Annotated in this window: 24 protein-coding genes and 1 pseudogene; 11 read left to right on the top strand and 14 right to left on the bottom strand. The window is 50.9% G+C overall.

All coding sequences use genetic code 11. From position 1 onward, the window contains the following. Positions 1–10: 10 nt before the first annotated feature. The gene (locus H6G45_RS05455; protein ID WP_190597354.1) at positions 11–751 is read left to right on the top strand and encodes a creatininase family protein; all 741 of its coding nucleotides are present in this window, start codon (positions 11–13) and stop codon (positions 749–751) included. A 118-nt stretch (positions 752–869) separates the two neighbouring features. On the opposite strand, the gene H6G45_RS19790 is transcribed toward H6G45_RS05455, so the two are convergent. Next, positions 870–992 (bottom strand): hypothetical protein, encoded by a 123-nt coding sequence (locus H6G45_RS19790; protein ID WP_277922706.1) that lies wholly within the window; start codon positions 990–992, stop codon positions 870–872. 35 nt (positions 993–1027) lie between these two features. Here H6G45_RS19790 and H6G45_RS05450 point away from each other — a divergent pair, with 35 nt between their 5' ends. Both H6G45_RS05450 and queA read left to right on the top strand, forming a co-directional pair. Then, complete coding sequence (locus H6G45_RS05450) at positions 1028–2113, top strand: AI-2E family transporter (protein ID WP_190597396.1); 1086 nt, start codon at positions 1028–1030, stop codon at positions 2111–2113. A gap of 82 nt (positions 2114–2195) precedes the next feature. After that, positions 2196–3281, top strand: coding sequence for a tRNA preQ1(34) S-adenosylmethionine ribosyltransferase-isomerase QueA (gene queA, locus H6G45_RS05445; RefSeq protein WP_190597352.1), 1086 nt, complete (start codon positions 2196–2198; stop codon positions 3279–3281). 25 nt (positions 3282–3306) lie between these two features. On the opposite strand, the pseudogene H6G45_RS05440 reads toward queA, so the two are convergent. The 7 genes and pseudogenes from H6G45_RS05440 to purL form a co-directional block, all read right to left on the bottom strand. Next, positions 3307–3375, bottom strand: a pseudogene (locus H6G45_RS05440) (transposase); the annotation flags it as partial. A gap of 23 nt (positions 3376–3398) precedes the next feature. Then, positions 3399–3944 (bottom strand): nucleoside monophosphate kinase, encoded by a 546-nt coding sequence (locus H6G45_RS05435; protein WP_190597350.1) that lies wholly within the window; start codon positions 3942–3944, stop codon positions 3399–3401. Between the two features lie 241 nt (positions 3945–4185). Beyond that, complete coding sequence (dapB, locus tag H6G45_RS05430) at positions 4186–5013, bottom strand: 4-hydroxy-tetrahydrodipicolinate reductase (protein WP_190597348.1); 828 nt, start codon at positions 5011–5013, stop codon at positions 4186–4188. An 89-nt stretch (positions 5014–5102) separates the two neighbouring features. Then, the gene (locus tag H6G45_RS05425; protein ID WP_228017028.1) at positions 5103–5435 is read right to left on the bottom strand and encodes a thioredoxin family protein; all 333 of its coding nucleotides are present in this window, start codon (positions 5433–5435) and stop codon (positions 5103–5105) included. Positions 5436–5588: 153 nt separating this feature from the next. Beyond that, on the bottom strand, positions 5589–5855 hold the full coding sequence (locus H6G45_RS05420; RefSeq protein WP_190597345.1) for a DUF2442 domain-containing protein: 267 nt from the start codon (positions 5853–5855) through the stop codon (positions 5589–5591). Then, positions 5815–6054: a DUF4160 domain-containing protein gene (locus tag H6G45_RS05415; RefSeq protein ID WP_190597343.1), complete on the bottom strand. Its 240-nt coding sequence runs from the start codon at positions 6052–6054 to the stop codon at positions 5815–5817. The genes H6G45_RS05420 and H6G45_RS05415 overlap by 41 nt, the downstream gene beginning before the upstream one ends. A 22-nt stretch (positions 6055–6076) precedes the next feature. Continuing rightward, a complete protein-coding gene (gene purL, locus H6G45_RS05410; RefSeq protein WP_190597340.1) occupies positions 6077–8380 on the bottom strand; it encodes a phosphoribosylformylglycinamidine synthase subunit PurL in 2304 nt (767 codons plus the stop codon). A 153-nt stretch (positions 8381–8533) separates the two neighbouring features. On the opposite strand from purL, the gene H6G45_RS05405 reads away from it, so the two are divergent. Next, entirely contained in the window at positions 8534–9286 is a 753-nt protein-coding gene (locus tag H6G45_RS05405) for a hypothetical protein (RefSeq protein WP_190597339.1), read from the top strand. A 5-nt stretch (positions 9287–9291) separates the two neighbouring features. Here H6G45_RS05405 and H6G45_RS05400 read toward each other — a convergent pair whose 3' ends face one another. Then, complete coding sequence (locus H6G45_RS05400) at positions 9292–9855, bottom strand: NUDIX hydrolase (protein WP_190597337.1); 564 nt, start codon at positions 9853–9855, stop codon at positions 9292–9294. A gap of 33 nt (positions 9856–9888) precedes the next feature. Further along, on the bottom strand, positions 9889–11451 hold the full coding sequence (locus tag H6G45_RS05395; protein ID WP_190597335.1) for an efflux RND transporter periplasmic adaptor subunit: 1563 nt from the start codon (positions 11449–11451) through the stop codon (positions 9889–9891). Positions 11452–11721: 270 nt separating this feature from the next. Here H6G45_RS05395 and gmk point away from each other — a divergent pair, with 270 nt between their 5' ends. The 3 genes from gmk (at position 11722) to H6G45_RS05380 (ending at position 15020) form a co-directional block, all read left to right on the top strand. Then, the gene (gene gmk / locus H6G45_RS05390; protein ID WP_190597333.1) at positions 11722–12309 is read left to right on the top strand and encodes a guanylate kinase; all 588 of its coding nucleotides are present in this window, start codon (positions 11722–11724) and stop codon (positions 12307–12309) included. A 66-nt stretch (positions 12310–12375) separates the two neighbouring features. After that, positions 12376–13707 carry a histidine phosphatase family protein gene (locus H6G45_RS05385; protein WP_190597331.1) on the top strand — a complete coding sequence of 444 codons (1332 nt, stop codon included), beginning with the start codon at positions 12376–12378 and terminating at the stop codon, positions 13705–13707. A gap of 53 nt (positions 13708–13760) precedes the next feature. Beyond that, on the top strand, positions 13761–15020 hold the full coding sequence (locus tag H6G45_RS05380) for a glycosyltransferase (RefSeq protein ID WP_190597329.1): 1260 nt from the start codon (positions 13761–13763) through the stop codon (positions 15018–15020). A 173-nt stretch (positions 15021–15193) separates the two neighbouring features. On the opposite strand, the gene H6G45_RS05375 is transcribed toward H6G45_RS05380, so the two are convergent. From H6G45_RS05375 to H6G45_RS05365, 3 genes are all read right to left on the bottom strand, one after another. Further along, positions 15194–15568, bottom strand: coding sequence for a sulfite exporter TauE/SafE family protein (locus H6G45_RS05375; protein WP_190597327.1), 375 nt, complete (start codon positions 15566–15568; stop codon positions 15194–15196). Positions 15569–15676: 108 nt separating this feature from the next. Next, positions 15677–16321 carry a HEAT repeat domain-containing protein gene (locus H6G45_RS05370; RefSeq protein ID WP_190597325.1) on the bottom strand — a complete coding sequence of 215 codons (645 nt, stop codon included), beginning with the start codon at positions 16319–16321 and terminating at the stop codon, positions 15677–15679. Between the two features lie 170 nt (positions 16322–16491). After that, a complete protein-coding gene (locus H6G45_RS05365) occupies positions 16492–18186 on the bottom strand; it encodes a transglutaminase domain-containing protein (RefSeq protein WP_338116533.1) in 1695 nt (564 codons plus the stop codon). 224 nt (positions 18187–18410) lie between these two features. On the opposite strand from H6G45_RS05365, the gene H6G45_RS05360 reads away from it, so the two are divergent. From H6G45_RS05360 to H6G45_RS05345, 4 genes are all read left to right on the top strand, one after another. Next, positions 18411–19085, top strand: coding sequence for a hypothetical protein (locus H6G45_RS05360; protein ID WP_242018060.1), 675 nt, complete (start codon positions 18411–18413; stop codon positions 19083–19085). A gap of 142 nt (positions 19086–19227) precedes the next feature. Continuing rightward, positions 19228–20193, top strand: coding sequence for an SPFH domain-containing protein (locus H6G45_RS05355; protein WP_190597318.1), 966 nt, complete (start codon positions 19228–19230; stop codon positions 20191–20193). Positions 20194–20843: 650 nt separating this feature from the next. Beyond that, positions 20844–22871: an Rne/Rng family ribonuclease gene (locus H6G45_RS05350; RefSeq protein WP_190597317.1), complete on the top strand. Its 2028-nt coding sequence runs from the start codon at positions 20844–20846 to the stop codon at positions 22869–22871. Between the two features lie 83 nt (positions 22872–22954). Further along, on the top strand, positions 22955–23527 hold the full coding sequence (locus H6G45_RS05345) for a ribonuclease HII (protein WP_190597395.1): 573 nt from the start codon (positions 22955–22957) through the stop codon (positions 23525–23527). A 9-nt stretch (positions 23528–23536) separates the two neighbouring features. Here the strand turns inward: H6G45_RS05345 and mutT are convergent, their stop codons facing one another. Continuing rightward, positions 23537–23947 carry an 8-oxo-dGTP diphosphatase MutT gene (gene mutT / locus H6G45_RS05340; RefSeq protein WP_190597315.1) on the bottom strand — a complete coding sequence of 137 codons (411 nt, stop codon included), beginning with the start codon at positions 23945–23947 and terminating at the stop codon, positions 23537–23539. Positions 23948–23964 lie beyond the last annotated feature (17 nt).

The following is a 23964-nucleotide window of genomic DNA, read 5'->3' as shown; positions in this document are numbered from 1 at the left end:
CAAGCCCACCATGCAATTACAACTCTCCACCTGGCCCGAAGTCGAAAGCTATTTACAATCCTCCCCTGGCATTATTTTCCCCATTGGTTCCACCGAACAACACGGTCCTATAGGTCTGATTGGTACCGATGCCATCTGTGCCGAGGCGATCGCCAAGGGGGTAGGGGAAGCCACTGGAGCCATGGTGGGACCAACCATTAATGTGGGCATGGCTTTGCATCACCTGGCTTTTCCTGGCAGTGTTAGCCTGCGCCCCAGTACCCTGATCCGGGTGATCGTCGATTACGTCAGCAGTTTAGCCCCTGCCGGTTTTAACCGTTTTTACTTCATCAATGGCCATGGCGGTAACATTGCCACCCTCAAAGCCGCTTTTTCCGAAGCCTATCACCATTTGGGCAGCCTCGGCCATAGCCAAAATGTCCGTTGTCACCTGGGTAATTGGTTCATGGCCAGGGGAGTTTATCAGTTAGCCAAGGAACTCTACGGTGACCAAGAAGGCCACCACGCCACCCCCAGCGAAGTGGCCCTGACCCAATTTGTTTATCCCGAAGCGATTAAAACAGCGCCGCTAAATCCGGAAGTTGCCTCGGGTCATAGTATTTACAGTGCCCAAGATTTCCGGGAGCATTACTCCGACGGCCGCATGGGTTCCAATCCTGCCCTTGCTACCCCAGAACACGGCCAACGGTTTTATGAAGTGGCGGTCAAAGAACTAAGTGAAAGTTATCAACGGTTTTTGGCGGAAAATTAGCCACAATTTCGCCAAGTTTTTCCCATTGGCGAAATTCGTAGAGTGTGTTTAAAACTTTCCCTGGTTCCCCCATGTTGGAAGTGAAACTAGAGAAAAGTCCTCCCTTATTGCCTGAGTTTTATGGGTCAATTGAGGGGGCAAACCAGAACTTTGCCAACAGGCCCTTGCCTTGGCGGTGATCAACCAGAGCTTCCATCGGCGATCGCCAGCGGGGCCAGGCTGGGTTAAGGTAGGTGAACATTGCGTTGCCCTGGATGTCCATCCATTCCCTTTGCCATGTTGGAAGAACTGAAACAATCCCCTCCTTGGCTCCGGCTGAGTTTATTATTTCCCCTCTTTTTCCTCAACGGCTGGTTAATCTACAAAGCCATGGGTTTTCTGCAACCCCTCAGTAGTTTATTGGTGGCGGCGGCCCTATTGGCTTTTTTGCTGGATATCCCCGTCAGGATTTTGGTGGAAAAAGGCTTAAAACGTCCCTGGGCCGTGGCCAGTGTGCTCCTCATCGCCCTGATTGTGATCAGTCTTTTCCTCCTGATTGTCATTCCCCTGGCGATCAACCAATTAGGACAACTGCTGGACAACTTGCCTGGTTGGTTCCGTTCCGGCAATGCCCAATTACTAGTACTACAAGCCTGGGTAAATGAGCATTACGCCAACCTCCAGGTGGACCTCCAACCCCTGATCAGTCAGGTAATTGAAAAGTTGAGCCGCATTCTCAACTCCTTTGGTAATCAACTGTTGGGACTGGTGGGGGTAACCATCAGTACCGGTATCAACGGGTTGATTTTACTAGTGCTGACCATTTTCCTCGTCCTCGGGGGAGAAACAATTTGGGATGGTATTTTTAGCTGGTTTCCCCATCCTTGGCAGAGAGACTTGCAAAACCTGATTCGAGAAACTTTCGAGGGCTATTTTGCCACCCAAGCGATTTTAGCCGGCATTCTCACCGCAGCGCAGATGGTGGTGTTCACCCTACTCCAGGCTCCCTATGCCATCCTTTTTGCCATCACCATCGGTTTAAGTACGTTGATTCCTTTTGCCAGTGGTTTAAGCATTATTACCATTAGTCTTTTGCTGATGTTAGAAAACTTTTGGTTGGGGGTAAAAATTCTCTTGGCAGCGGTGATTGTGGGGCAAATTAATGATAATTTTGTTTCCCCCCGCTTAATGGGGAACCGCACCGGCTTAAATCCCGCTTGGATCATTGTTTCCTTGTTTGTGGGCAGCAAATTAGGGGGGATTTTGGGTTTGTTGGTGGCGGTGCCCATGGCCAGTGTCATTAAGGCCAGTAGCGATCGCCTGCGGGGGCTATCAGAAAAATCCGTGGAAAAATCCACTGAAGTTTCCGTCAGCTCGACCTAAATTTTTGGATAATTGTTAAAGCTTGTCGGGCTTTATTTTTTTGCCGTCTCTGTCATTTAGGTTTTTTACGTTTCGACCATCCATGGACCAGGATAAACACCTTAGTAGTTACGATTACCAACTGCCTCCCCAATGCATTGCCCAAACTCCCGCTGTCCCCAGGGACCACTCCCGCTTGTTAGCGGTGAAAGATCAATTTACGGTGGACCATGGCCATTTCTACGATTTAGGCAATTATCTAAAACCGGGGGATTTATTAGTTCTTAATGACACCAAAGTAATGCCCGCCCGCTTACATGGCCATAAAGAAAATGGTGTAGCGGTGGAAATTTTGCTGCTGACAGAATGTACTGAAAACCAATGGATTGCCCTAGTTAAGCCGGGAAAAAGATTAAAACTGGGAGCAAAAGTTAAATTTCCCTCCCAGCAGGGCGATAAACCCGATCTTTGGGCGACCATTTTGCAACGGGATGAGGCCACCGGGGGTCGGTTATTGGAGTTCGCCTTGGAGCCGGGACAACGACTCTGGGATGTGTTGCCAGACTATGGCGAAATTCCTTTCCCCCCCTATATTGGCGATCGCCAAGCTACGGATGATCAATACCAAACCATCTATGCCGAAAAATTAGGGGCGGTGGCGGCTCCCACAGCGGGGTTACATTTCACCGAGGATTTGTTGGCAAAATTAGCTCAACAAGGGGTACAGACAACCAAGGTTACCCTCCATGTGGGCATTGGTACATTCCGCCCAGTGGAAACGGAAAATATCCTTGACCATGTTATGCACCAGGAATGGATTGATGTACCCCCGACGGCGGTGCAAGCTATTGAACAAACTAGGGCAAAGGGGGGCAGAGTTTTTGCGGTGGGCACCACGGTGGTGCGCTGTTTAGAAGGCATGGCCCAGGCAAGTGATTTTCCCGAGCAACCCCTGCAACCCTTTCGGGGCCAGACGGATTTATTTATTTACCCTGGTTACCAATGGCGCTTGGTGGACGGATTAATTACCAACTTCCACTTGCCCAAATCTAGCTTATTAATGTTGGTCAGTGCCCTCATCGGTCGCCCTCGGTTAATGGCCATCTACGAAACGGCGATCGCCAAAGGATACCGTTTTTATTCGTTCGGGGATGCCATGGTAATTTTGCCGGAAGCTTGTCGGTTTTAGGAAAAATTCCACAAAACTAGGGGCAATGTTGGATTTGGCAGATATTTTTGAGTTGGTCATTGACGGTCTCGATAATGGAGCGCTTGCGTAACAAACGAAGACTTTTAAAACAGGCTCTTAAAATTGCGCCAAAATCAGCTTTGTTACTTGATCAACCTCAGGGTGTGCATTCACTGTCAGTAATTTTTTTTTCGCATCGTAGTATTCCAATAGGGGAATGGTGTACTCGTGGAACCTGCCAATGCGAGTGCTCACAACTTCGGGATGGTCATCAAACAAAGAACGGTTGAGGGAACGTTCCACCATTGTTGCTTCATCAATTTTTAGGTACAGGGCCCAATCCAAGGGTTGTCCCAGATCTTCAAGTAAAAAATCCAGTTCTTCTGCCTGGAAAGCGGTGCGGGGATAACCTTCCAAAATCCAGCCCTGACCCCCATCTTCCTGCACTAATCTCTGTTGGATAAATTCGATCATTATCGGATCTGGCAACAAGTCTCCTTTTTCCACATAGGGTTTAGCCTTGACCCCCAGGGGAGTGGCGCTGGCAATGGCTTCACGCAGAATACCTCCCATGGAAATCACGGGCAAATTAAGCTGTTGGCTGAGGTTATTTGACTGGGTACTTTTCCCTGACCCTGGGCCACCGAGCATAACTAATCGCATAATTTAAAGGTCGAATTGTTAATGGGCTGAAGACTGTTGATGGATGATGGAAGAATAATTTGCTTGACTTTCGATCCTGACCCTGACACTGAAATTGGTGATTCTCCCTACAAAATTTGAGTAAATTAACCTGACCTGTTGTCTCTAAATTAGCTCAATTTATTGGGCTTTCAACTTATGCTACAGAGGGTTTCGGTTTCCTGCTTTCATCCTCTGCGGTATGGTGATGTGCCATTGATCCCTAGAGTAGTTTTTCTAAACCGTAAACTAAGCCCTTCAGTTCTACCACTTTGCGAATGCCCAGAAGGACTCCCGGCATATAACATGCTCGGTCAGTGGTGTCGTGGCGGATGGTGTAGAGTTGCCCAGGGGAACCGAATAGGACTTCTTGGTGGGCAATTAGCCCCGGTAAACGAATACTGTGGATGGGAATTTGTCCTGGCCCTAGTCCCCCTTTGGCCCCGGCAATGATTTCCTTTTCTTCCACCGCCGCTGGGTTAAAGGTTTTGCCCATTTCCGCCAACATTTGAGCCGTTTTAATGGCAGTGCCACTGGGGGCATCGGCTTTCTGGTTATGGTGCAATTCAATGATTTCCACATGGTCGAAGTACTGGCAGGCTTGCACAGCGGCCTGTTGCATTAATAGGACCCCGATGGCGAAGTTGGGAGCAATTAAACAACCGGTACTAGCTTTTTCGGCAAAGTCCCCCAGGTCTTGGATTTGTTGTTCACTCAATCCGGTGGTACCGACTACGGGCCTGACCCCATAGGCGATCGCCGAACGAACATTGTCATAAACGCCACTGGGGTGGGTAAAATCCACCATCACCCCTTGGATTTTTTCCTGGGTGGCCAACACCAACACACTCTGGAGATCAGCTAGGACAGGAACTTCCAATGGCCCAATACCTACGACTTCGCCAATGTCTTGGCCCTGGAGAGCTGGATTGTGGTCCACCGCTCCCACCAACTGGAGATCGGAGGTCTGGGCCACGGCTTTGATCACTTCCCGACCCATTTTTCCCGCCGCACCGTTCACCACTACAGGAATTAAATCTTGATTAGCCATAACTGCCCCAGCCTTGTCCAAAATTGATCACAATGGTTAACCCCTCCATTGTTGGACAAGCGTTAACCCAGGGCAAGCATTGGCCAGCTTTAGGGGGGGAAAATGGAAATGGCAATCTGCTCTCGAATACGGTGGAGGTCTTCCCTAGCACGAAAATCTTCTAAGCGTTGGATAATCTGACCACGGTTGAACAGGATTAGGGTGGGGAGATTTTTCAGGCGGTAGGCGTTGGCCAAATGCAGGTTTACGTCGGCGTTGACCTCCACACAGACGAGTTGTTCTCCCCATTCTCCATGGATGTGATTGAGTAGGGGTTTGACGAAGTGACACAGCCCACACCAGGGAGCCCCAAAGTAAACCAAAATCGGTTTTGGGCATTGAAGAACGAGATTATCAAAGTTGTCTTCGTTAACGGCTAGCATGGGCGTGTTTCTAGCGGACTGGTCCCTTGTTCCCCATGCTACAACCATTTTCGCCCCCAAAGGGAGGACTGATCCCAACTGATCTCCCTTGTTTTACTGGCTCAGACGACGGGCGATCGCCATGAAGTGACTTTTACAAAACCAGGCAGTTATTCAGGCTTCATTAAAAGCTAATGGGAAACGATCAGGATGCTTGATGATGTCCAATGTCAAATCTATATCTAGGTCAGGCCAATAAAAATGATTGGCAGTGGGCTCAGTGACGTTAAGAATGTGCTTTACTGAGGCGTCTTTAAACCAAGGAAAATCCTCGTAGGACAAAAATAATTCATTATCCCCAAACAGCAACCAAATTCCGTGGCTGGAAATATGGGTAACTTCAAGATTTGAAATGTTTTTGCCAAGCGTTCCTAGGCTCATCTTGTCTGGCCTCAATAATTTTTTCGATGGTTTTCAGTTCCGAACGAGATAATTTGTAGTTTTTTGCCAACTCAATTTCAGGTTCAAGCCAAAACTTTGCTTCTCCCTTTTCGCAATAGATATGGACATGTATTCTAGTTTCTTCACGAGAAAAGAAGAAAAAACGATAACCCTCCTCTTTAAAAACCGTTGGACTCATGGAGTTTTTCCATTGTTGACATTTAAAACTGTAACCGTCGGCTGATCGCCGTTTGCCAAGGTTCTGTCAGAGCGGTAACTGGTAAGTCAATTAAGGTATTTTTGCCATTAACTATGGTTAAATTTCCGTCATTCGTACCCACCGCTCCCAATAATTGCCAGGGTAAAGACTGACTCGCTAAATAGTTTTCCCAGGCAGGCTGACTTGCCGGTGCCACAGCCACCACAATGCGACTGGCGGATTCTCCAAACAACAAGGTATCTAGTCTACGATCCCCGTTGGATAGATTAATTTTCGCTCCTAACTGAGCGGCGATCGCCATTTCTGCTAAGGCTACCGATAAACCCCCTTCCGCACAATCGTGGGCCGCATTCACCCATCCTTGGGCAATGCCGTGGCGGCAGGCCTGTTGCACAGCTTTTTCCAAATCAAAATCTACGTGGGGCGGCTGACCAGCAACGGTGTGATGAACAACAGCTAAGTATTCTGATCCCCCCAGGGTATTGCCCTCATTACTACCTAACAGGTAAATGCTATCCCCTGGATTGCGCCAACCTTGGCCCACAACTTGATTGATATTTTCCACCCGTCCCACCATGCCAATGACCGGCGTAGGATAAATGGGTTGAGGTTTGCCGTTAGAATCCAACGTTTCGTTATAGAGGCTGACATTACCCCCGGTTACCGGAGTGTTCAACTGCCGACAGCCCTCCGCAATGCCTTCACAAGCTAAGGCTAGTTGCCAATAGCCCACCGGATTTTCGGGGCTACCAAAGTTTAAATTATCTGTCACTGCCAGGGGTTCTGCTCCCACACAACTGAGATTGCGGGCTGCCTCTGCCACCGCCGCCTTTGCTCCTTCAAGGGGATTGAGATAAACGTAACGGGCATTACAATCCGTAGTGGCCGCCACCCCAATCACACATTCCTCCGGTTTAGCATCCAGGGGCCGCACCCGCACCACCGCCGCATCGGCCCCACCAGGCACTATGACCGTATTGTTTTGGACCTGATGGTCGTATTGACGGTACACCCAATGCTTGGAAGCAATGGTGGGACTATCCAATAGGGTGAGTAAAATCTGGTTCCAACTATGATTTTGGTTGGCAATGGCAATCCCGGCGATCGCCACTGGAGGTAAATCATTTTCCCGCCACTGCCAAGCTTTCTGGGCATAGTCGGGTGCCTGGTCTAGCAACTGACGATGGTAAATGGGGGTGTTATCGGCCAAGGCTGTAGCCGGAATTTCCGCCGCAATTTCCCCCTGGAAAAAGATCCGCACAATGGGGTCAGCAATTACTTGCCCGGCCACCACTGCCTGCAAACCCCAACGATGGAAAATATCAATTAATTCTTGCTCCCTTCCCGGTTGGGCCACAAATAACATCCGCTCCTGGGATTCAGATAGGAGATATTCGTAGGGCACCATGCCCGTTTCCCGCACTGGAATTTTGTCCAAATCCAGCTCGATGCCTACCCCTCCCTTGGCCGCCATTTCCGCCGTAGAACAGGTAATACCAGCCGCCCCCATGTCCTGGGCCGCCACCACTGCTCCACTTTTAAAGGCTTCCAAACAAGCTTCAATCAAGGATTTTTCCAAAAATGGATCCCCCACTTGCACCGCCGGGCGATCGTCCATGGACTGATCCGTTAATTCAGCACTGGCAAAACTGGCTCCCCCCATGCCATCCCGCCCCGTGGTGGAACCCACATATAAAACCGGATTGCCCACCCCAGAAGCCCCGGCTTTGACAATTTCTTCCGTTTCCATCAAGCCCAAGGCCATGGCGTTGACTAAGGGATTACCGGAATAGGCTGGATCAAAATAGATTTCTCCCCCTACGGTGGGCACACCAACACAATTACCGTAATGACTGATGCCATCCACTACCCCGGTGAAAATACGTCGATTTCTGGCATCGTCCAAATTACCGAACCGTAGGGAATTTAAAATGGCAATGGGCCTCGCTCCCATGGTGAAAATGTCCCGCAGAATACCCCCCACCCCGGTGGCTGCTCCCTGGAATGGTTCCACTGCAGAGGGATGGTTATGGGATTCGATTTTAAAAGCCAGTTGCAAGCCATCCCCCAAATCCACGACGCCGGCATTTTCCCCAGGGCCTACTAAAATCCGTTCTCCTTCGGTGGGAAAGTTACTCAGTAGGGGCCGGGAATTTTTATAACAACAATGTTCTGACCACATGACACCGAACATGCCCAGTTCAGCTTTGTTAGGATGGCGACCTAGCCGTTGCACAATATCCAGGTACTCCTCGGGTTTTATACCTTCGGCGGCGATTTCGGTAGGGGTAAAGGGGGCGGTCATGGCAAGGAGGGTAAAAGGGTCAGGGATTCCAGGCTCATTTTATCTGACATTGCCCAAAAACAATCCGCTTAGATAGTTCAAGGTAGAATGTGCCTAGTGTCCGTCGGGCGTCAAATCAGCCCTCCAACTTTTAAACACTGACTCTGATCATCCATGGCCGATTCTGCGCTACAACCCCGTCAGCATCCCATTTCCCCCCCCAGTCACCCTAAACAATTCCGGGCGATCGGGGTGGTATATGGACGCTACTATGCCAGCGAAGAATCCAGTCAACGGGGGATATTGGTGACGGAAACCGGGGACATTGTGGAGTCGGTGTTATTGGGAAAAACTTTTAGTCTGTTTAAACGCCATGTCAACTTAGAAGATCCCCATTTTTGGGTGGTTTATCCCCGACTACGGGATAAGGATGATCATCTCCATTTTCAGTTGGCAGGATTATGGGAACCGGAAAATCTCGGCCCTGGTCTGACCTCGGCCTCTGACCCTGCCTCGAACAGTTTACCTAGTCCCAAAGTAGATCACCCCTATTTTTCCATTCGGGGAGAAGTGGTATTTGTATCCCAGGCGAGGGAAAACATTGTGATGAAAATTCGCCAATCCCCCAAATCTCCCAGCAAACGGCCCTTGTTTTTTAAAGTAAAAATTAGTGGAATTTTAAAGGATACGGAAGGGGAAATTTGTCGTCGTCCCCTCCGACGTTTTTGGGATATGGAAGCAACTCTGCAGGGCAATGAACTAGTTCTGGAAAAAGCCACTGACCTGGGGCCGATGCAACGAAGGTCCAGCCCAGGTAAGCCCGCTGGGAAGTCAGCGCCTAAACCCAAAACCAGTACACCCAAGCCGGTTAAAAAATCTGCCACAACCCCGCCCAAGTCTTCCCCGGCCAAACGTCGTTTATTTTAGTTTTTTCAAAGCAAATGGCGCATCCAGAAATAACTAGCAATGGACTTAGCGTCAACCATTTCCCCTTTGGCGATCGCCGTTTCAAACTGGTCAAATGTCATTAACACCACTTCAATGTCTTCATCTTCGTCTTGGGCCGGTGGATTGGGTAATTTTTCTAGGTCTGTGGCCAGATAGGCATAGATAATTTCGTCGGAGTAGCCCGGAGCGAGGGGAAATTGACCAATGGTCTGCCAGGTATGGCCTCGGTAACCGGCTTCTTCCTCCAATTCCCGCCTAATGGTTGCCGCTGGATTTTCCCCTACTTCTACGGTGCCCGCCGGAAATTCCAACAGCCGCGCCGCCAAGGCGAAACGATATTGGCGCACTAGCACCAACTGACCTTCGTTGGTAATAGGCACCACTAGGGCACCCCCTGGGTGTTGGATTAATTCCCAGTCCCCTACCACGCCGTTGGGTAACTGCCTCCGACTGACATCAAAGTTAAATTTGCGTCCTCGGTAAAAGAGTTTTTGCTGGAGTACCGGGGCAATTTCCAAAGAACGGGGGGATGAATCTGGGGCAATCATACTAAGCAAAAAAGATGGGTCTTAACGATGTGTCTAGGGGGTTGGATTGGATGGGCCTTCTGCTGGTGCTGGCTGGATGGGAGCTCCGTCCTGCACCCTCAATAGCCCCGCAGTGATGACCTTATCGCCCGGTTCTAAACCGGACAAAACTTGGTAATTACTGCCCTGGATACTGCCCAGGTTAACGGCTTTTTGTTGGGCTACTAAGCCTGGCTCCCCGGTTTGTTCATTTTCCTTTTCTTGGACTACGTAGACAAAACTTTCTCCGCCAATGCGGGTGATGGCCACGGTGGGCACCACTAGCCCCGTGTCTTGCTCCCAAATGATGCGGGCCTGCACTAACTGATTGTTGAGCAGTTTTTGGTCTTGGTTGCTGAAGGTGGCCCTGGCTAATACACTCTGACCATCATTGTCCACATCGGGGGAGACAAAACTAATTTGCCCCCTGGCGATCGCCGTTTCTTGGCCATCAAGGATTTCCACGGTCAGGCCGGGGCGTAACCGGGGCGCTTGGGCGAGGGGCACTGCTAAATTTAGATCCAACTGTTGATTTTCGGTCAAATGAGTCAAATCATCATTGGCCTGGACGTAATCCCCCAATTTCACCGGAATATAACCCACTATCCCAGCAAAGGGAGCGGTAATTTCCGACTTACCTAGGCGGGCTTGCAAGGTTTTGACGCTGGCCAGGGCTTGCCCCACCCGGGCCCGAGCTTGGGCAATACTTTCGGGCCGTTCCCCCGCCCGTAAACGATTTAAATTTTGCCTTTGGGCATCCACCTCCGCCGTTAACCTTTCCACATCGGAGCTGCGGGCTTGTTTAAGCTGTTGTAACCTCCTTTGGGCCGCTTCCACATCGGCGATCGCCTGCCGTTCTTCCTTCAACTGTTGATCATAGGCATCGAGGGAAATCACCCCTTGGTCCCGCAGATTACGAAACCGGCGCACCCGCTCACTGGCCAATTCCGCCCCCGCCTTGGTGGAATCCAACTGGGCTTGGGCCTGGGCAATTTCTTCCGGGCTAGATCCTCCCTTGGCATTGGCTAAACGGGTTTGAGCTTGACGTAACTGGGCCTCCGCCGCCGCAATATCTTCCTGACGACTGCCCGCCTCCAACTCAGCCAACTGGGCCCTTTCCGCCGCTAAATTAGCCTGGGCTTCCAATAACTGGGTTTGGAGAACATCGTTATCGATGCGAAACAAAACCTGCCCCTGTTGTACCCGTTGCCCTTCCCTGACTAAAATTTCCTGAACCCGCCCATCAATTTCTGAATCAATTTCCATGCCCTTGGGCGCCTCCAACGTTCCCATCAACGTGGTGAAATCCCTAACTTCAGTGGGTTCTAACACCTGCCATTTCACAGGGGCTGGCGGCATTTGACCCATCATGGCTCCTCCGGGAGGGCCACCGGAACGGGACTGAAACCACCAATAACCACCGCCCCCCAACAAAATTAAGGCCCCCACCACTAGCCAGAGTCGTTTGCCTGGTTTGGAAGCCTGGGGAATGGGCTGAAAGGACAAATTTTGTTTACCAATACTTTGTTCCTTTTCCGATTCCGGATGAGTTTCGTGCAGTACGGGGGGCTCAGTCATGGGTAAGGGGGGACTAAATGGGCTAATCTTTAAGAAAAGTTTACACGGACGCAAAACCCCAGGGTAGCGGATCTTTCCCCCAGGGCGCTTCGTTCTTAGGGAGTATTTGGGGATTTTAAGGTTGTTCCTACTAAAAAGCCCCGGTCAACCAGAGGTTGCTCAACATTGGCCCCCTTTGTTGCTATCTAGCCTTGGTTTTTGCTTCCCTATCCCTGCCCCAGGTTTATTCAGAATTATCCACCTTTTTTAATTAAGTAGTTGTTAAGCTCCATGGCCCCAGACCAAACCCCAGCAAAAGGACAATTGATTGTGCTAACGGGCCCCAGTGGTGTGGGTAAGGGGACGTTGGTGCAACTACTGCTGGAACGGCACCCCCATTGGTTTTTGTCCATTTCCGCCACCACCCGATCGCCAAGGGCTGGGGAGGAAGACGGGCAGTCCTATTATTTTTTGAGTAAGGAAGAGTTTCAAACCTGGATTGGGGAGGAAAAACTACTGGAATGGGCTGAATATGCGGGCAACTATTACGGCACTCCCAGGCAACCGGTGGAAGCCCAGATTACCCAGGGTAAAACTGTGTTGCTGGAAATCGAAGTGCTGGGAGCCCGACAAATTAAACAAACTTTTCCCTCCGCCCGACGGATTTTTATTTTGCCCCCCTCCGTGGAGGTGCTGGAGGAAAGGCTACGGGGCCGGGGTTCCGACAGTGAAACGGCGATCTCCAAGCGTTTAGCCCAGGCCCAGCAGGAATTGCAGGCGGCGGTGGAATTTGACCACCAACTGGTGAATGATGACTTGGACCGGGCATTGCATTGCTTAATTGATCTAATTGAGGAAGGGAACCAGCCCCGGGATTAAAATACGGCCAGTGCCACCCCAACCCTGTAAAATTGGTCTGATTTTATCGTTCAGGAGGCAGGGGGATTGGCTACTCGGGTCATTATTGTTCGCCACGGGCAGAGCACCTATAACGCAGAAAGACGGATTCAAGGTCGCAGTGATCTATCAGTGCTCACCGACAAGGGTAAGGCCGATGCCCAAAAAGTGGGACAAACCCTAGGCTCCCTGGCGATTGACAAAATCTATTGCAGTCCCCTGCGCCGGGCCAAGGAAACCGCCCAGATCATCCAGGCCAGCTTTGCCCAACCCCCGGCATTGGTCCCCAGCGAAAATTTATTGGAGGTCAACCTGCCCCTCTGGGAAAAAATGACTAAGGAGGATGTGGCCAATCAATATCCGGCGGAATACCGTCTTTGGCATGAAGCTCCAGATCAGCTCGCCATGACAGTGGACGGGGCCGAGTATTACCCCGTTGCCGCCCTCTACGCCCAGGCCCAAAGGTTTTGGCAGGATGTATTAGCCGATGCGGCCGGGCAAACCTTGCTGATTGTGGCCCACAATGGCATTAACCGTTGCCTGTTAATGAGTGCCATTGGCATGCCGGCTTCCCATTATCAGCGCCTACAACAGTCCAACTGCAACATTAACGTGTTGAACTTTAGCGGTGGCTGGGGCGATCCAGTGCAACTAGAATCCCTCAACCAAACGGCCCATATGGGAGTCCCCCTTCCCCCTCCCCGTAAGGAGAATAATCGCCTGCGGTTACTGCTCATTCGCCATGGGGAAACCCAATGGAATCGGGAAGGACGTTTCCAAGGCATTCGAGATATTCCCTTGAACGAAAACGGTAAAAACCAAGCTCAAAAGGCGGCAGAGTTTCTCAAGAATATACCGATCAACCTAGGTATCAGCAGTCCCATGGCTCGGCCCAAGGAAACGGCGGAGATTATTCTGCAATATCATCCCGCTGTCACCCTGGATTTACAACCGGAATTGACAGAAATTTGCCACGGGTTATGGGAAGGAAAACTAGAAACAGAAATTGAAGCGGAATACCCTGGTTTACTGCAACAGTGGAAGGATGCCCCCGCCACGGTGCAAATGCCAGAAGGGGAAAATTTACAACAAGTTTGGGATCGGGCGATCGCCTGTTGGCAGGACCGGGTGAAATTCTATAGCCAGGGGGATGGCTCCACGGTGGGAATTGTGGTGGCCCACGATGCCATTAACAAGGTGATTTTGGCCTATTTATTGGGGTTATCCCCCGCCCATTTTTGGCAAATTAAACAGGGCAATGGCGGGGTGAGCGTCATTGATTATCCCCAGGGTTTGGATAAACCCCCGGTTATTCAAGCCATTAACTTAATGGGCCATTTGGGCACAGTGTTGGATCAGACCGCCGCCGGGGCCCTATAGACCTGTTGAATGGGCAGGTGATGCTCCCATTGGTTCCCTAACTACTTTTTGCCATGACTCACTTCGGCCTACTCTGTCCAGCGACAACGGGGCACCTCAACACCATGTTGCCCTTAGGCAAGGAGCTGCAACAGCGGGGCCATACCGTGACCATGTTTGGGGTGTTGGACGCCCAGGCTAAAACCCTAGCGGCCGGTCTGGATTTTCAGGCGATCGCCGTAGGGGAATTTCCCTTGGGGGCCCAAATAGAGTTTATGGCCCGGTTGGGGAAACTCAGTGGACTGAAGGCATTGCAATGCACTGTGGCCATGATCACAAAAAAAACAGAAGCCTTTTTTAAGGAAGCCCCTGGGGTGATAACCAAGGCTGGTGTAGAAGTTCTATTGGTAGATCAAGTTTCCCAGGAAGGGGGCACCATTGCCGATCACCTTGGTATTCCTTTTGTCACAATCTGTAGTGCTGTGGTGCTTAATCGTGAGCCCACTATCCCCCCCTGTGCCACCCCTTGGCCATACGCTCCTAATTGGTTGGGGCAACTGCGGAATCGCCTTGGCTATGCACTTTTAGAACGGGCTACCAAACCAATTACGGAATTGATTAATGATTATCGTCATCGCTGGAATTTACCCCGCCAATTCAGTCCCAATGATCGTTATTCCCCATTAGCGCAAATTAGTCAGCAACCGGCAGCATTTGAATTTCCTCGACAATGCTTACCAGCCCATTTCCATTTCACTGGCCCATTTCACAGCGCGGTGGGGCGAGATGTGCCCGATTTTCCCTGGGATAAACTCAATGGTAAACCCCTAATTTATGCCTCCCTGGGTACGATTCAAAATCAGCTAATGGGCACCTTTAAAACCATTGCCGAAGCCTGCGTAGGCCTAGATGCCCAATTGGTTATTTCTCTGGGGGGAGCTGATTTGGAATCTATGCCGGTACTACCTGGTAATCCCCTTGTTGTTAATTACGCCCCCCAACTGGAACTTTTGCAAAGAACAGCTCTTACCATTACCCATGCCGGCCTCAACACCACATTGGAATGCCTCAATAACGCAGTGCCCATGGTGGCCATTCCCATTGCCAATGATCAACCAGCCGTGGCGGCCCGAATTGCCTGGGCTGGAGTGGGGGAATTTATTCCCTTAAGTAAATTGAATGTGGATAATCTGCGGACGGCCCTTGAAAAAGTTCTCACTGAAGATTCCTACAAAAGAAATGCTCTGCGGCTTCAACAAGCAATTAAAACTGCTGGAGGTGTTACCAAGGCGGCGGATATTATCGAACAGGTAACAGCGGGGGGGATTCGCTAAATTTCAACAATTCTGGCAGTGGAAAATCTTGTTCCTTGGTGGTGAAATAGTCGGGCAAGCGGTAGAAAAAAAGAGGAAAGTTCGTGGGTACGATGACGACGGACGATTTGGTATGGGCTGAGGTTAAGGAAAACCATTTGAACTTCCCCCAGGGGAGGTCATGCCCATCCAAACTATTTGCCCCAAATCATTTTGAGGGCAATAACCAACATCGCTCCGCCAAAAATACGCCCCAGCAGTTCATTGGAAATGTTGGTGGCCACCCTGGCGCCAAACAAACTACCAAGGACAAATCCCAGGCAAATTAGCACGGCTACTTTGATGTCCACGTCCCCCTTTTGGTAGTAGGTCCAGGCCGCCGCCAGACCGATGGGGGGTACCATGAGGGCTAGGGTAGTGCCCTGGGCTAAATGTTGGGTAAAACCAAAACCAAACACTAGCACTGGTACAATAACCAACCCGCCGCCGATGCCAATGAGGCCGCTGGCAAAGCCGGCCATTAAACCTAGGGCAATAAAACTGACAATGGTAAAAGTGTTGATGGCCATCTTTGCTGGATGAAATTAATTAGAGAATTTTTCGTTCCAGTGTATGGCCAATCTGGGTCTAGGTTTTGACAATCCCTGCAGTGGAAGCTGAGAGGTGCTCTACAGGGTTTACATCGGGCTGATATTTTCCAGGGCCAAAAGAATGCGTTCCCCCACGATCGCCTCTGGTTCGTTTTTCAGTAGAGCTTGGAGAAAAATCGTGAGGGGTTGGTAGTAATGGGCGGACTGGATGGCTAAATTTTCCAAACCGGCGATCGCCCCGTAGCGCACTACCCATTCGGGATCTTCACAAACTTGGAGTAGGGTATCATAAATGGCTTTTTGTACTGTCTCCTGTTCTTCCTGGGGTAGGGATTGCCAACGGAGAAAACCTAGTCCCTTGGCCGCCGCCCGCCGCACACTGAGGGCAAAATCCGTCAGGGCCGCTTCCTGCAACAAAGCCAATGCTCTCGGATCACCAATGCCTGCACAGGCTCTGGTGGCCCAGGCCCTAGCGCCATAATTGTAGCCATCCATATTAGCCAGCAAGTGGGCCATGGCCGCGTCCCCGATTTGGATCAGCCCATCCACCGCCGCCACCGCTGCCCCTGGATTGTTGTAACGCAACACCGTGGTCAATTGGGGTACTGCCAACGGCGATCGGGTGGCCGCCAGGGCTCGCACTGCCCCCACTAACTTGGCCGCCGAGTCTGCGGTTTCCACTGCTTGGATTAATTGTTCAATTTCCGGAGTTATGACGCTATTATCCTCCATGGTTTAGCCCCTGAAGCCTACGCTACCTATGCTACTGACAGTGAATCACCATAACATTGCTTCGGCCCTAACATCTCTGTGAATACCAGGCATTGAAGAGCGGGGGAATATTCCCAGCACCACCTCGTAGACAGGGGAGGAAGTTTCCCTCTCACCAAAGTTAAATTAAATTAATCGGCTAAATGCACCGCCGGGTCTAGTTCCTCCAAGATGGTGAATTGCACATGGTTGATGGCCAGTTCGCCAATGGAAACCACCTGTTTATTGACGGGAATACCCTGACTCAGTAGCTGCTCAAAGGGCACATCCTTGGCGGTTTCAGCGTGGTACCAAGCCAGACCCATAAAGAAACGGGTGGGGTACGGGCCACCATCATTGGTGTCGTCGGGATTAGATTCCATAGGCAACCAACCGATGCCGGGCAGATAAAATTCAAACCAAACATGGTTGAAGTCCGGTTCCATGGGCAAATTACGCTGGAGGGGATGGGGCGGACATTTATAGCGGCCAGCGGTGCGACAGGCAATGCCATTCAACCGGGCCAGGGCTAACAAAACCCCCACGTATTCCCCGCAGGACCCCACCCCCCGCCGTAGGGCTAAGTCGGGAGTATCAATGTGGGGCTTAATGCCATAGGAAAGGCGATCGTAGACGTAGTTCCGGATATTGAACATCTTACGGAGGCTGTTGGTTTCCCGACCGATCGCCTCGGCCGCGGCCCGGATAATAATATCGGTTTCCATGCTGAGGTTATCGTTATCCACTAGATAACGGTCAGCAAAGCCTTCGGGTAAGGCGGGAAGATGCTCGCAATCACTGGGTTTCAGGCGATATTTAATGCCCCATACTTCCATTTCCACCCGCCAACCAAACACGGCCCGACTATCCAAATCAAGCTGGTCAAACTCGAACACAGCCACTTTTTGCCCGTTGACATCATCAATACGGCTAAAGGGTAAACCCACCGATTCGATTTTGCGAATTCTTTGTCGGGGGGTGGCCGCCGGCAGGGCCATGCGCCATTCCACCTGTTTTAAATCAACGGGGTCCAGGGGGGCCAGTTCCTCAACGTAGCGCATCTCCACCAAGTAACCGTTGGAAAAGGTACAACGCTTGTGGGTATCGTTGTAGAAATAGAGAGGATGGATGAAGGTGGTTTCCCGATACATCAGCTCGTGGTTGGGATCGGCGTTGGGGTTATCCCGGACGTAGGGTTCCTGTTGCACATAGGCCACATAGAGGGTTGCCTTTTCTCCAGCTTGATCGTTGTAAAAAGCCAGACCAGTGGGGCTTTCAAAGGGGGTAATCAGGCTAAAATTAATTTCCCCGGTGGCCCGATCAAGGCAATAAACACTTTGTTCGGCACTGTCACAGACCCACAGTTCTTCCCCCCGCACGGTAATGTTTTCCACGCCGATGCCGGGACTGTAAAAAGTGGCCACTAGCTTGCGGGTGTCCCTGCCATACACCAAAATGTGGCCCCGCTTATGGCAGGTGATGTACACAGTGCTGCCCCAGATGGCCACCCCATTGACCGGGTCGTCAAACCAGGCAAATACCTCTGGCTTCAGGTCTTCCCCTTCCAGATTACAGGTGTAAACATACTGTCCTGAGCTAAACCATAGCTGCCCGTCGGCGATCGCCAGGCCGGTGGCCCCGATAAATTCCTGCCAGTACTGACCGTTGAGTAACTTAGTGTTGTTGGTGTAGGGATCGATTTCCAACAGGTAACCATTTTTGCTGTCCACAGCCAACAGACGATCTCCGTCGAAGACAATGCCATGGATGGAAACGGCGGCCACGGGACGAATGGTTTTTCCCACAAAGGTAGATGAATCGGGCACAGAATCGACAACCATAGACACTAGATGGCAGGACAGTTTAGGCAATTCTACAGCTTAACAAAGGCCCAGGTGGGGCAGATGCTCACCACGAACGTTCCCCTGCTACTGTCCCCAGGGGTCGTGCTACCATGCCTTTAGAATGGCAAAGAGGGCAACAAAAACCACTGCAAAACTGTCCTTTTGCCCTAGGAAAGTGCTTCTGTCTGGGCACAATGTTCAGAGAAATTTCCCAAAGGATTGAGACAATGGCTAATAGGATTGGTTCAATAAGTTTAGGTTTACTCACTGCCCTGGTGGGAGGGGAGGCTCTGGGGTCCCTGGTAATGGCAACCCCTTTAAGGCCCCCCCTGGAGATCGCCCAGAATAGCTCTGCCCCTTTGACGGTGGATGTGTTGAAAAACCTGAGCTATAGCATTCCCGACCAGGGCACATACCCCCTCAACAACGGTGTGTTCACCGGCGGAACCTTTAACCTCAATTTGATTAAGCCCATTGCCCTTGGGGACGTGGACCAAGACGGCGACCAGGATACGGCGGTGATTTTACGCTGGGACAGTGCGGTGGGCCCAGAAGAACTGATTTACCTCGCAGTGGTGACCGATGGGCCCGATGGACCGATCGCCAACCCCAACACCTATTTCCTTGGCGATCGAGTGCGGGTACAAAGTTTAGTCATTAAAAATGGCCAAATCCGCCTCAACATTCTCAAACACCAGCAGGGAGACCCCCAATGTTGTCCTAGTGCCCTGGTTTCTGAAGCGTACCAGTTGAATACTGGCGAGGGAACCCTGGAGCCCATCACTCTCAACGAACAGCAACGACAGGAAATTCATATTCAAGATCTACCCAGTCAGGCCCTACCAGGAGACCAGGACGAACCTTTCCAACCCCCTGAGGATCAGTTTCAAATTCAACTCTAGCCTTGCCATCACACCCTCCGGTCAATGGCTGGTCCTATAGAGCAAATTTTCTACCCTTTCGTCTTTTTTCACTGATTGATTGTTGATTTTACTGACATTGTCCCCAACTTTCCCCTTTCCCCAGTCACAGCGGAGCTAAACCATGGAAGCCTTTTTTCTCTTCTTTCTCGTCTTCTTCGGATCGGCGATCGGTACTTCGGTCAAAATTGTTAATGAAAAAAATGAATTTCTAGTGGAACGGCTGGGAAGTTACAACAAAAAACTTACCCCAGGGCTGAATTTTACGGTTCCTATTTTGGATCGGGTCGTTTTTAAGCAAACCACCAGGGAAAAGGTCATCGACATTCCCCCCCAGTCCTGTATTACCAAAGATAACGTGGCCATTACCGCCGATGCTGTGGTCTATTGGCGCATTATCGATATGGAGAAAGCCTATTACAAGGTGGAAAATTTACAGTCCGCCATGGTGAACTTGGTGTTGACCCAAATCCGCTCTGAAATTGGCAAACTGGAATTAGATCAAACTTTCACCGCCCGCACCGAAATCAACGAATTACTACTGCGGGAACTAGACATTTCCACTGACCCTTGGGGGGTAAAAGTTACTAGGGTGGAATTACGGGACATTATGCCTTCTAAAGCAGTGTTGGATTCCATGGAACTGCAAATGACCGCAGAGAGAAAAAAACGGGCGGCTATTCTTACTTCCGAAGGTCAACGGGATTCCGCCATCAACTCAGCCCAGGGGGATGCCCAAGCTCGGGTGTTAGAAGCGGAGGCTAAGAAAAAAGCGGCTATCCTCAATGCAGAAGCGGAACAACAGAAAAAAGTGTTGGAAGCTAAGGCTACAGCGGAGGCCCTCAGTATCCTTACGGAAAAATTGAGTTCCGATAACCATGCCAGGGAGGCTCTGCAATTTCTTCTGGCCCAGCAATACCTCAACATGGGTACGGCGATCGGCAGTAGTGACAGCAGCAAGGTAATGTTCCTCGACCCCCGTAACATTCTTTCCACCTTGGAAGGAGTGCGGTCCATTGTGGGGGATGGTGCCCTGGATGAAGGATTAGAGGCGGCCTTGGATAAGGTGGATCGTCATCGGGCTGGGTAGGCAACTGGCCTAGAGAGCCGGGGTTTCTTGCTAAAGGCTACCATTTCAGGTTATATTCAGTTTAAATTTCTTGGGCATCAGGTTTATTTCTTTTGACAATGCCCGGGTTATTTTGAGAGGGACTCCAAACCCTCAGGTTCGATGTCCGATGTAATCATTGGCATTGATCCAGGGATAACCAGCAAAAGTTATGCCCCTGTAGTGAATCGCCGTAAGCAGCCCCCGATTCTTCTTTTCTAATCGTTACCGGTTGTCGTTCTTGCGGTGCAGAAAAACAGATAGTTTTTTCCGTCTTAAACTGCCTCCAATACTCTTGCCTATCTATCTCCCCCGTCCGTGCGATGGGCGGCTGTCCCCTGGGCGTTTCCCTGGGAATATCTACGGCTTTCTCCAGCAAGCTGACCGTAATCCATGTCCCCCCAAAAGTTCCTGCTCACACCCGATCAGGAAGCTGTGGTGGCAAAAAACAGTCACAACTATAGCCATGGGGATGACGGGAGTAGTTCACTGGGCGGGAGGGTAGGTTGACCCTAGAGAGGAAAATATTCAGTTCACCCCATGTCCAACATTACAACATTTTTCTGTAGGCCACCTTGCCCCTGTCCACACCACTGGGACGGCTTTGGGATGGCCTTTTGAGGAATATATTTATGCCAAAACAAATTGTCATTGCTGAAAAACATCAGGTTGCTGCTGTTTTTTGGAAGGATCAAATTCAAGAATTGGTGGTGTCCACGGGCAGCCAACAGGTGGGAGATATTTATTTAGGCTTAGTTGACAATATTCTGCCCAGCATTGACGCCGCTTTTATTAACATTGGGGACACCGAGAAAAATGGCTTTATCCACGTCAGTGACCTAGGCCCAGTTAGATTAAGACGCACCGCCGGTTCCATTTCGGAACTTTTAGCTCCCCAACAGAGGGTGTTGGTGCAGGTGATGAAAGAACCCACCGGGAATAAAGGCCCCCGCCTGACTGGAAATATCAGTATGCCAGGGCGTTACATGGTGTTGATGCCCTATGGTCGGGGAGTTAATCTTTCCCGCCGCATTAACCGGGAGGAGGAACGCAGTCGTTTAAGGGCTTTGGCGGTGTTGATCAAGCCACCGGGCATGGGACTACTGGTGCGGACGGAAGCGGAAGATGTGCCGGAAGATGCAATTATCGAAGATTTGGAAAATCTGCAAAAGCAATGGGAGTTGGTGCAACAACAGGCCATGACCCGTAGTGCCCCCATGCTCCTAGACCGGGATGATGATTTCATCAAGCGAGTGCTGCGGGATATGTATTCCAGCGAAGTGAATCGCATTGTGGTGGATACCCCGGCGGGGATGAAACGGATCAAACAACAGTTGATGAACTGGGACCAAGGTCGTTTGCCGGAGGGGGTTTTAATTGATTGTCACCGGGAATCCCTCAGTATTCTGGAGTATTTTCGAGTCAATGCCACCATCCGGGAAGCCCTCAAGCCCAGGGTGGATCTGCCCTCGGGGGGTTATGTAATTATTGAACCGACGGAAGCTTTGACGGTCATTGACGTTAACTCTGGTTCCTTTACCCATTCGGCCAATTCCCGGGAAACGGTGCTCTGGACTAACTATGAAGCGGCCACGGAAATTGCCCGCCAGTTGAAGCTAAGAAATATTGGTGGGGTAATCATTGTCGACTTTATTGACATGGACACCCATAAGGATCAACTACAACTTTTGGAGCATTTCAACCGTTGTTTGGAGTCCGACAAAGCCCGGCCCCAGATTGCCCAGTTGACGGAGTTGGGGCTAGTGGAGTTGACCCGTAAGCGCCAGGGACAGAATTTGTATGAACTGTTTGGCCAGACCTGTCCTGAGTGTGGTGGTTTAGGCCATTTGGTGGAACTCCCTGGCGAAAAGGGTTTTGTTTCCTTGGTTCCCACAGCGGTCAGTAGTAGCATTCCCCCCCGGTTGGTGGAAAAACCAATTCTCTCTCCCCCCACTGCCAAGGTCAGTGAGCCGCCGAAGAAGGAAGAAGCGAAAATATCTAGCCCTCTGGACTTACTCTTCCATCCTAATTATCAAGAGCAAGGCGATCGGGATAATAACCGCCGTCGTCGCCGTCGTCGAGGCTCGGACTTTTCTGAAAAGGAAAATACTAAGTCCGTGGGGGTTGCCCGCAGTAAGAGCACTGGCACTAGCCCCAGCCCTACCAAGGAAAAGGCCAGTGGCACTGCCCCTCCCCGTCGTGAGCGGCCGTCCCGTCGAGTGGAAAAAACGTTGGTTCCGGTGGATGTCACCATGACAACTTTGGAACAGGACATTTATGCCCGCATGGGAATTTCTCCCCTGGTCAAAACGGAATACGCTGACCAGGACCCCCGCTCCTTTGTGGTTTCGGTGGTTACTGCGGGTACGGCCCGGGAGGAAAATAACAATGGTAATGGCAGTCAGGTTAATACGGTCATTACAGCGGTGGACAATGGCGATAATAGTCCCGATGATGTCCCCAGTGATGGGCCGACGATTATATCTGAGGCCACAGCCCCAGTTATTGAGCAATCAGTAGACGAAACGGTAGCTCAGGAAAAAGTTGACTTGCCCCAACTCGATGATGAAGCTTCATCTGCTGTGGTGGCGGAGGTATCTGCTCCCACGGAAACGAAAAAACGTCCTGGCAGAAGACGGCGGCGTTCTTCGGCGGAGTAGGTATTAGCTTGATTTACTCTCCCAGTTGTTACAACGATCGCCAATGGTGGCAGGAGAGCCAAGGACTATCCGGCGATCGCCTGGTGGCGGGGGTGGATGAAGTGGGGCGGGGAGCTTTATTTGGGCCGGTGGTGGCGGCGGCGGTGCTAGTTCCCATCGAAGCCATTGACCAGTTACAGGCTTTGGGGGTGAAGGATAGTAAAAAACTGTCTCCCCAACGTCGTGCCCAGTTGGCCCAGGCATTGCCCCCCTATCTCCACAGCTATGGCATTAGCTTTGCCGATGTGCCCACTATTGAACGGATTAATATTCGTCAAGCTAGTTTGTTGGCCATGGAGAGAGCGGTGCAGAAATTGCCCGTTATGCCGGCCTATGTGTTGGTGGATGGGCGAGACAGGTTACCCCGCATTGTTTCTGCCCAAATGGCCATTACCGGGGGAGATGGTAAATCTTTGCTAATCGGTGCCGCTAGCATTTTAGCTAAGGTTTGGCGGGATAGTTTAATTACCCGTTTAGCAGAACGCTTTCCCCATTACGACCTGGCTAGCAATAAAGGTTATGGCACGGCCAACCATCGCCAAGGGTTAAGGCAGTATGGTGCAACTCCTCTACATCGCCCGCTTTTTTGTCGCAAAATTATTGAAGACCTGGATTGACCGACCCGTTTATTTCAGAAACTTTTGGCGCAGGGCCTGAATAATTTCCCCATTAGCCTTGGGAAAACGATACTCCCCTAAATCGGCGATCGCCACCCAGCGTACTTCTTCACAGGCAATGGTTTGGGGTTGCCCCGATAAATACTGACAGAGATGGACATACAAAGTTAGTCGCACCTGGGGATAGGTATGGTCAATGGTGAGCAGGGATTCCCCCACTGCCACTTCAATGGCAATTTCTTCCCGCACTTCCCGTGCAATACATTCGGCGGCGGTTTCCCCCGGCTCCAGTTTACCCCCAGGAAATTCCCACAGCCCCCCAAAGGATCCCCCCACCGGACGGCGATCGATCAATACTTGGCCTTGGTCATTGATAATTACCGCTACGCCAATTTGTTTATGGGGAAAAGAATGGGCCATGGGAAAAAACAGTGTCA

The organism is Synechocystis sp. FACHB-383 (genome assembly GCF_014698605.1).
Taxonomy (GTDB): domain Bacteria; phylum Cyanobacteriota; class Cyanobacteriia; order Cyanobacteriales; family Microcystaceae; genus Synechocystis; species Synechocystis salina.
Note: the sequence above shows the minus strand (reverse complement) of the source record. Positions and strands in the feature narration are given on the sequence as shown.

Bases quoted from the DNA above. Each gene is read 5' to 3' on its own strand.
- H6G45_RS05455 (WP_190597354.1), top strand. From the start codon at position 11: ATGCAATTACAACTCTCCACCTGGCCCGAAGTCGAAAGCTATTTACAA.
- H6G45_RS19790 (WP_277922706.1), bottom strand. From the start codon at position 992: ATGTTCACCTACCTTAACCCAGCCTGGCCCCGCTGGCGATCGCCGATG.
- H6G45_RS05450 (WP_190597396.1), top strand. From the start codon at position 1,028: ATGTTGGAAGAACTGAAACAATCCCCTCCTTGGCTCCGGCTGAGTTTA.
- queA (WP_190597352.1), top strand. From the start codon at position 2,196: ATGGACCAGGATAAACACCTTAGTAGTTACGATTACCAACTGCCTCCC.
- H6G45_RS05435 (WP_190597350.1), bottom strand. From the start codon at position 3,944: ATGCGATTAGTTATGCTCGGTGGCCCAGGGTCAGGGAAAAGTACCCAG.
- dapB (WP_190597348.1), bottom strand. From the start codon at position 5,013: ATGGCTAATCAAGATTTAATTCCTGTAGTGGTGAACGGTGCGGCGGGA.
- H6G45_RS05425 (WP_228017028.1), bottom strand. From the start codon at position 5,435: ATGCTAGCCGTTAACGAAGACAACTTTGATAATCTCGTTCTTCAATGC.
- H6G45_RS05420 (WP_190597345.1), bottom strand. From the start codon at position 5,855: ATGAGCCTAGGAACGCTTGGCAAAAACATTTCAAATCTTGAAGTTACC.
- H6G45_RS05415 (WP_190597343.1), bottom strand. From the start codon at position 6,054: ATGAGTCCAACGGTTTTTAAAGAGGAGGGTTATCGTTTTTTCTTCTTT.
- purL (WP_190597340.1), bottom strand. From the start codon at position 8,380: ATGACCGCCCCCTTTACCCCTACCGAAATCGCCGCCGAAGGTATAAAA.
- H6G45_RS05405 (WP_190597339.1), top strand. From the start codon at position 8,534: ATGGCCGATTCTGCGCTACAACCCCGTCAGCATCCCATTTCCCCCCCC.
- H6G45_RS05400 (WP_190597337.1), bottom strand. From the start codon at position 9,855: ATGATTGCCCCAGATTCATCCCCCCGTTCTTTGGAAATTGCCCCGGTA.
- H6G45_RS05395 (WP_190597335.1), bottom strand. From the start codon at position 11,451: ATGACTGAGCCCCCCGTACTGCACGAAACTCATCCGGAATCGGAAAAG.
- gmk (WP_190597333.1), top strand. From the start codon at position 11,722: ATGGCCCCAGACCAAACCCCAGCAAAAGGACAATTGATTGTGCTAACG.
- H6G45_RS05380 (WP_190597329.1), top strand. From the start codon at position 13,761: ATGACTCACTTCGGCCTACTCTGTCCAGCGACAACGGGGCACCTCAAC.
- H6G45_RS05375 (WP_190597327.1), bottom strand. From the start codon at position 15,568: ATGGCCATCAACACTTTTACCATTGTCAGTTTTATTGCCCTAGGTTTA.
- H6G45_RS05370 (WP_190597325.1), bottom strand. From the start codon at position 16,321: ATGGAGGATAATAGCGTCATAACTCCGGAAATTGAACAATTAATCCAA.
- H6G45_RS05360 (WP_242018060.1), top strand. From the start codon at position 18,411: ATGGCTAATAGGATTGGTTCAATAAGTTTAGGTTTACTCACTGCCCTG.
- H6G45_RS05355 (WP_190597318.1), top strand. From the start codon at position 19,228: ATGGAAGCCTTTTTTCTCTTCTTTCTCGTCTTCTTCGGATCGGCGATC.
- H6G45_RS05350 (WP_190597317.1), top strand. From the start codon at position 20,844: ATGCCAAAACAAATTGTCATTGCTGAAAAACATCAGGTTGCTGCTGTT.
- mutT (WP_190597315.1), bottom strand. From the start codon at position 23,947: ATGGCCCATTCTTTTCCCCATAAACAAATTGGCGTAGCGGTAATTATC.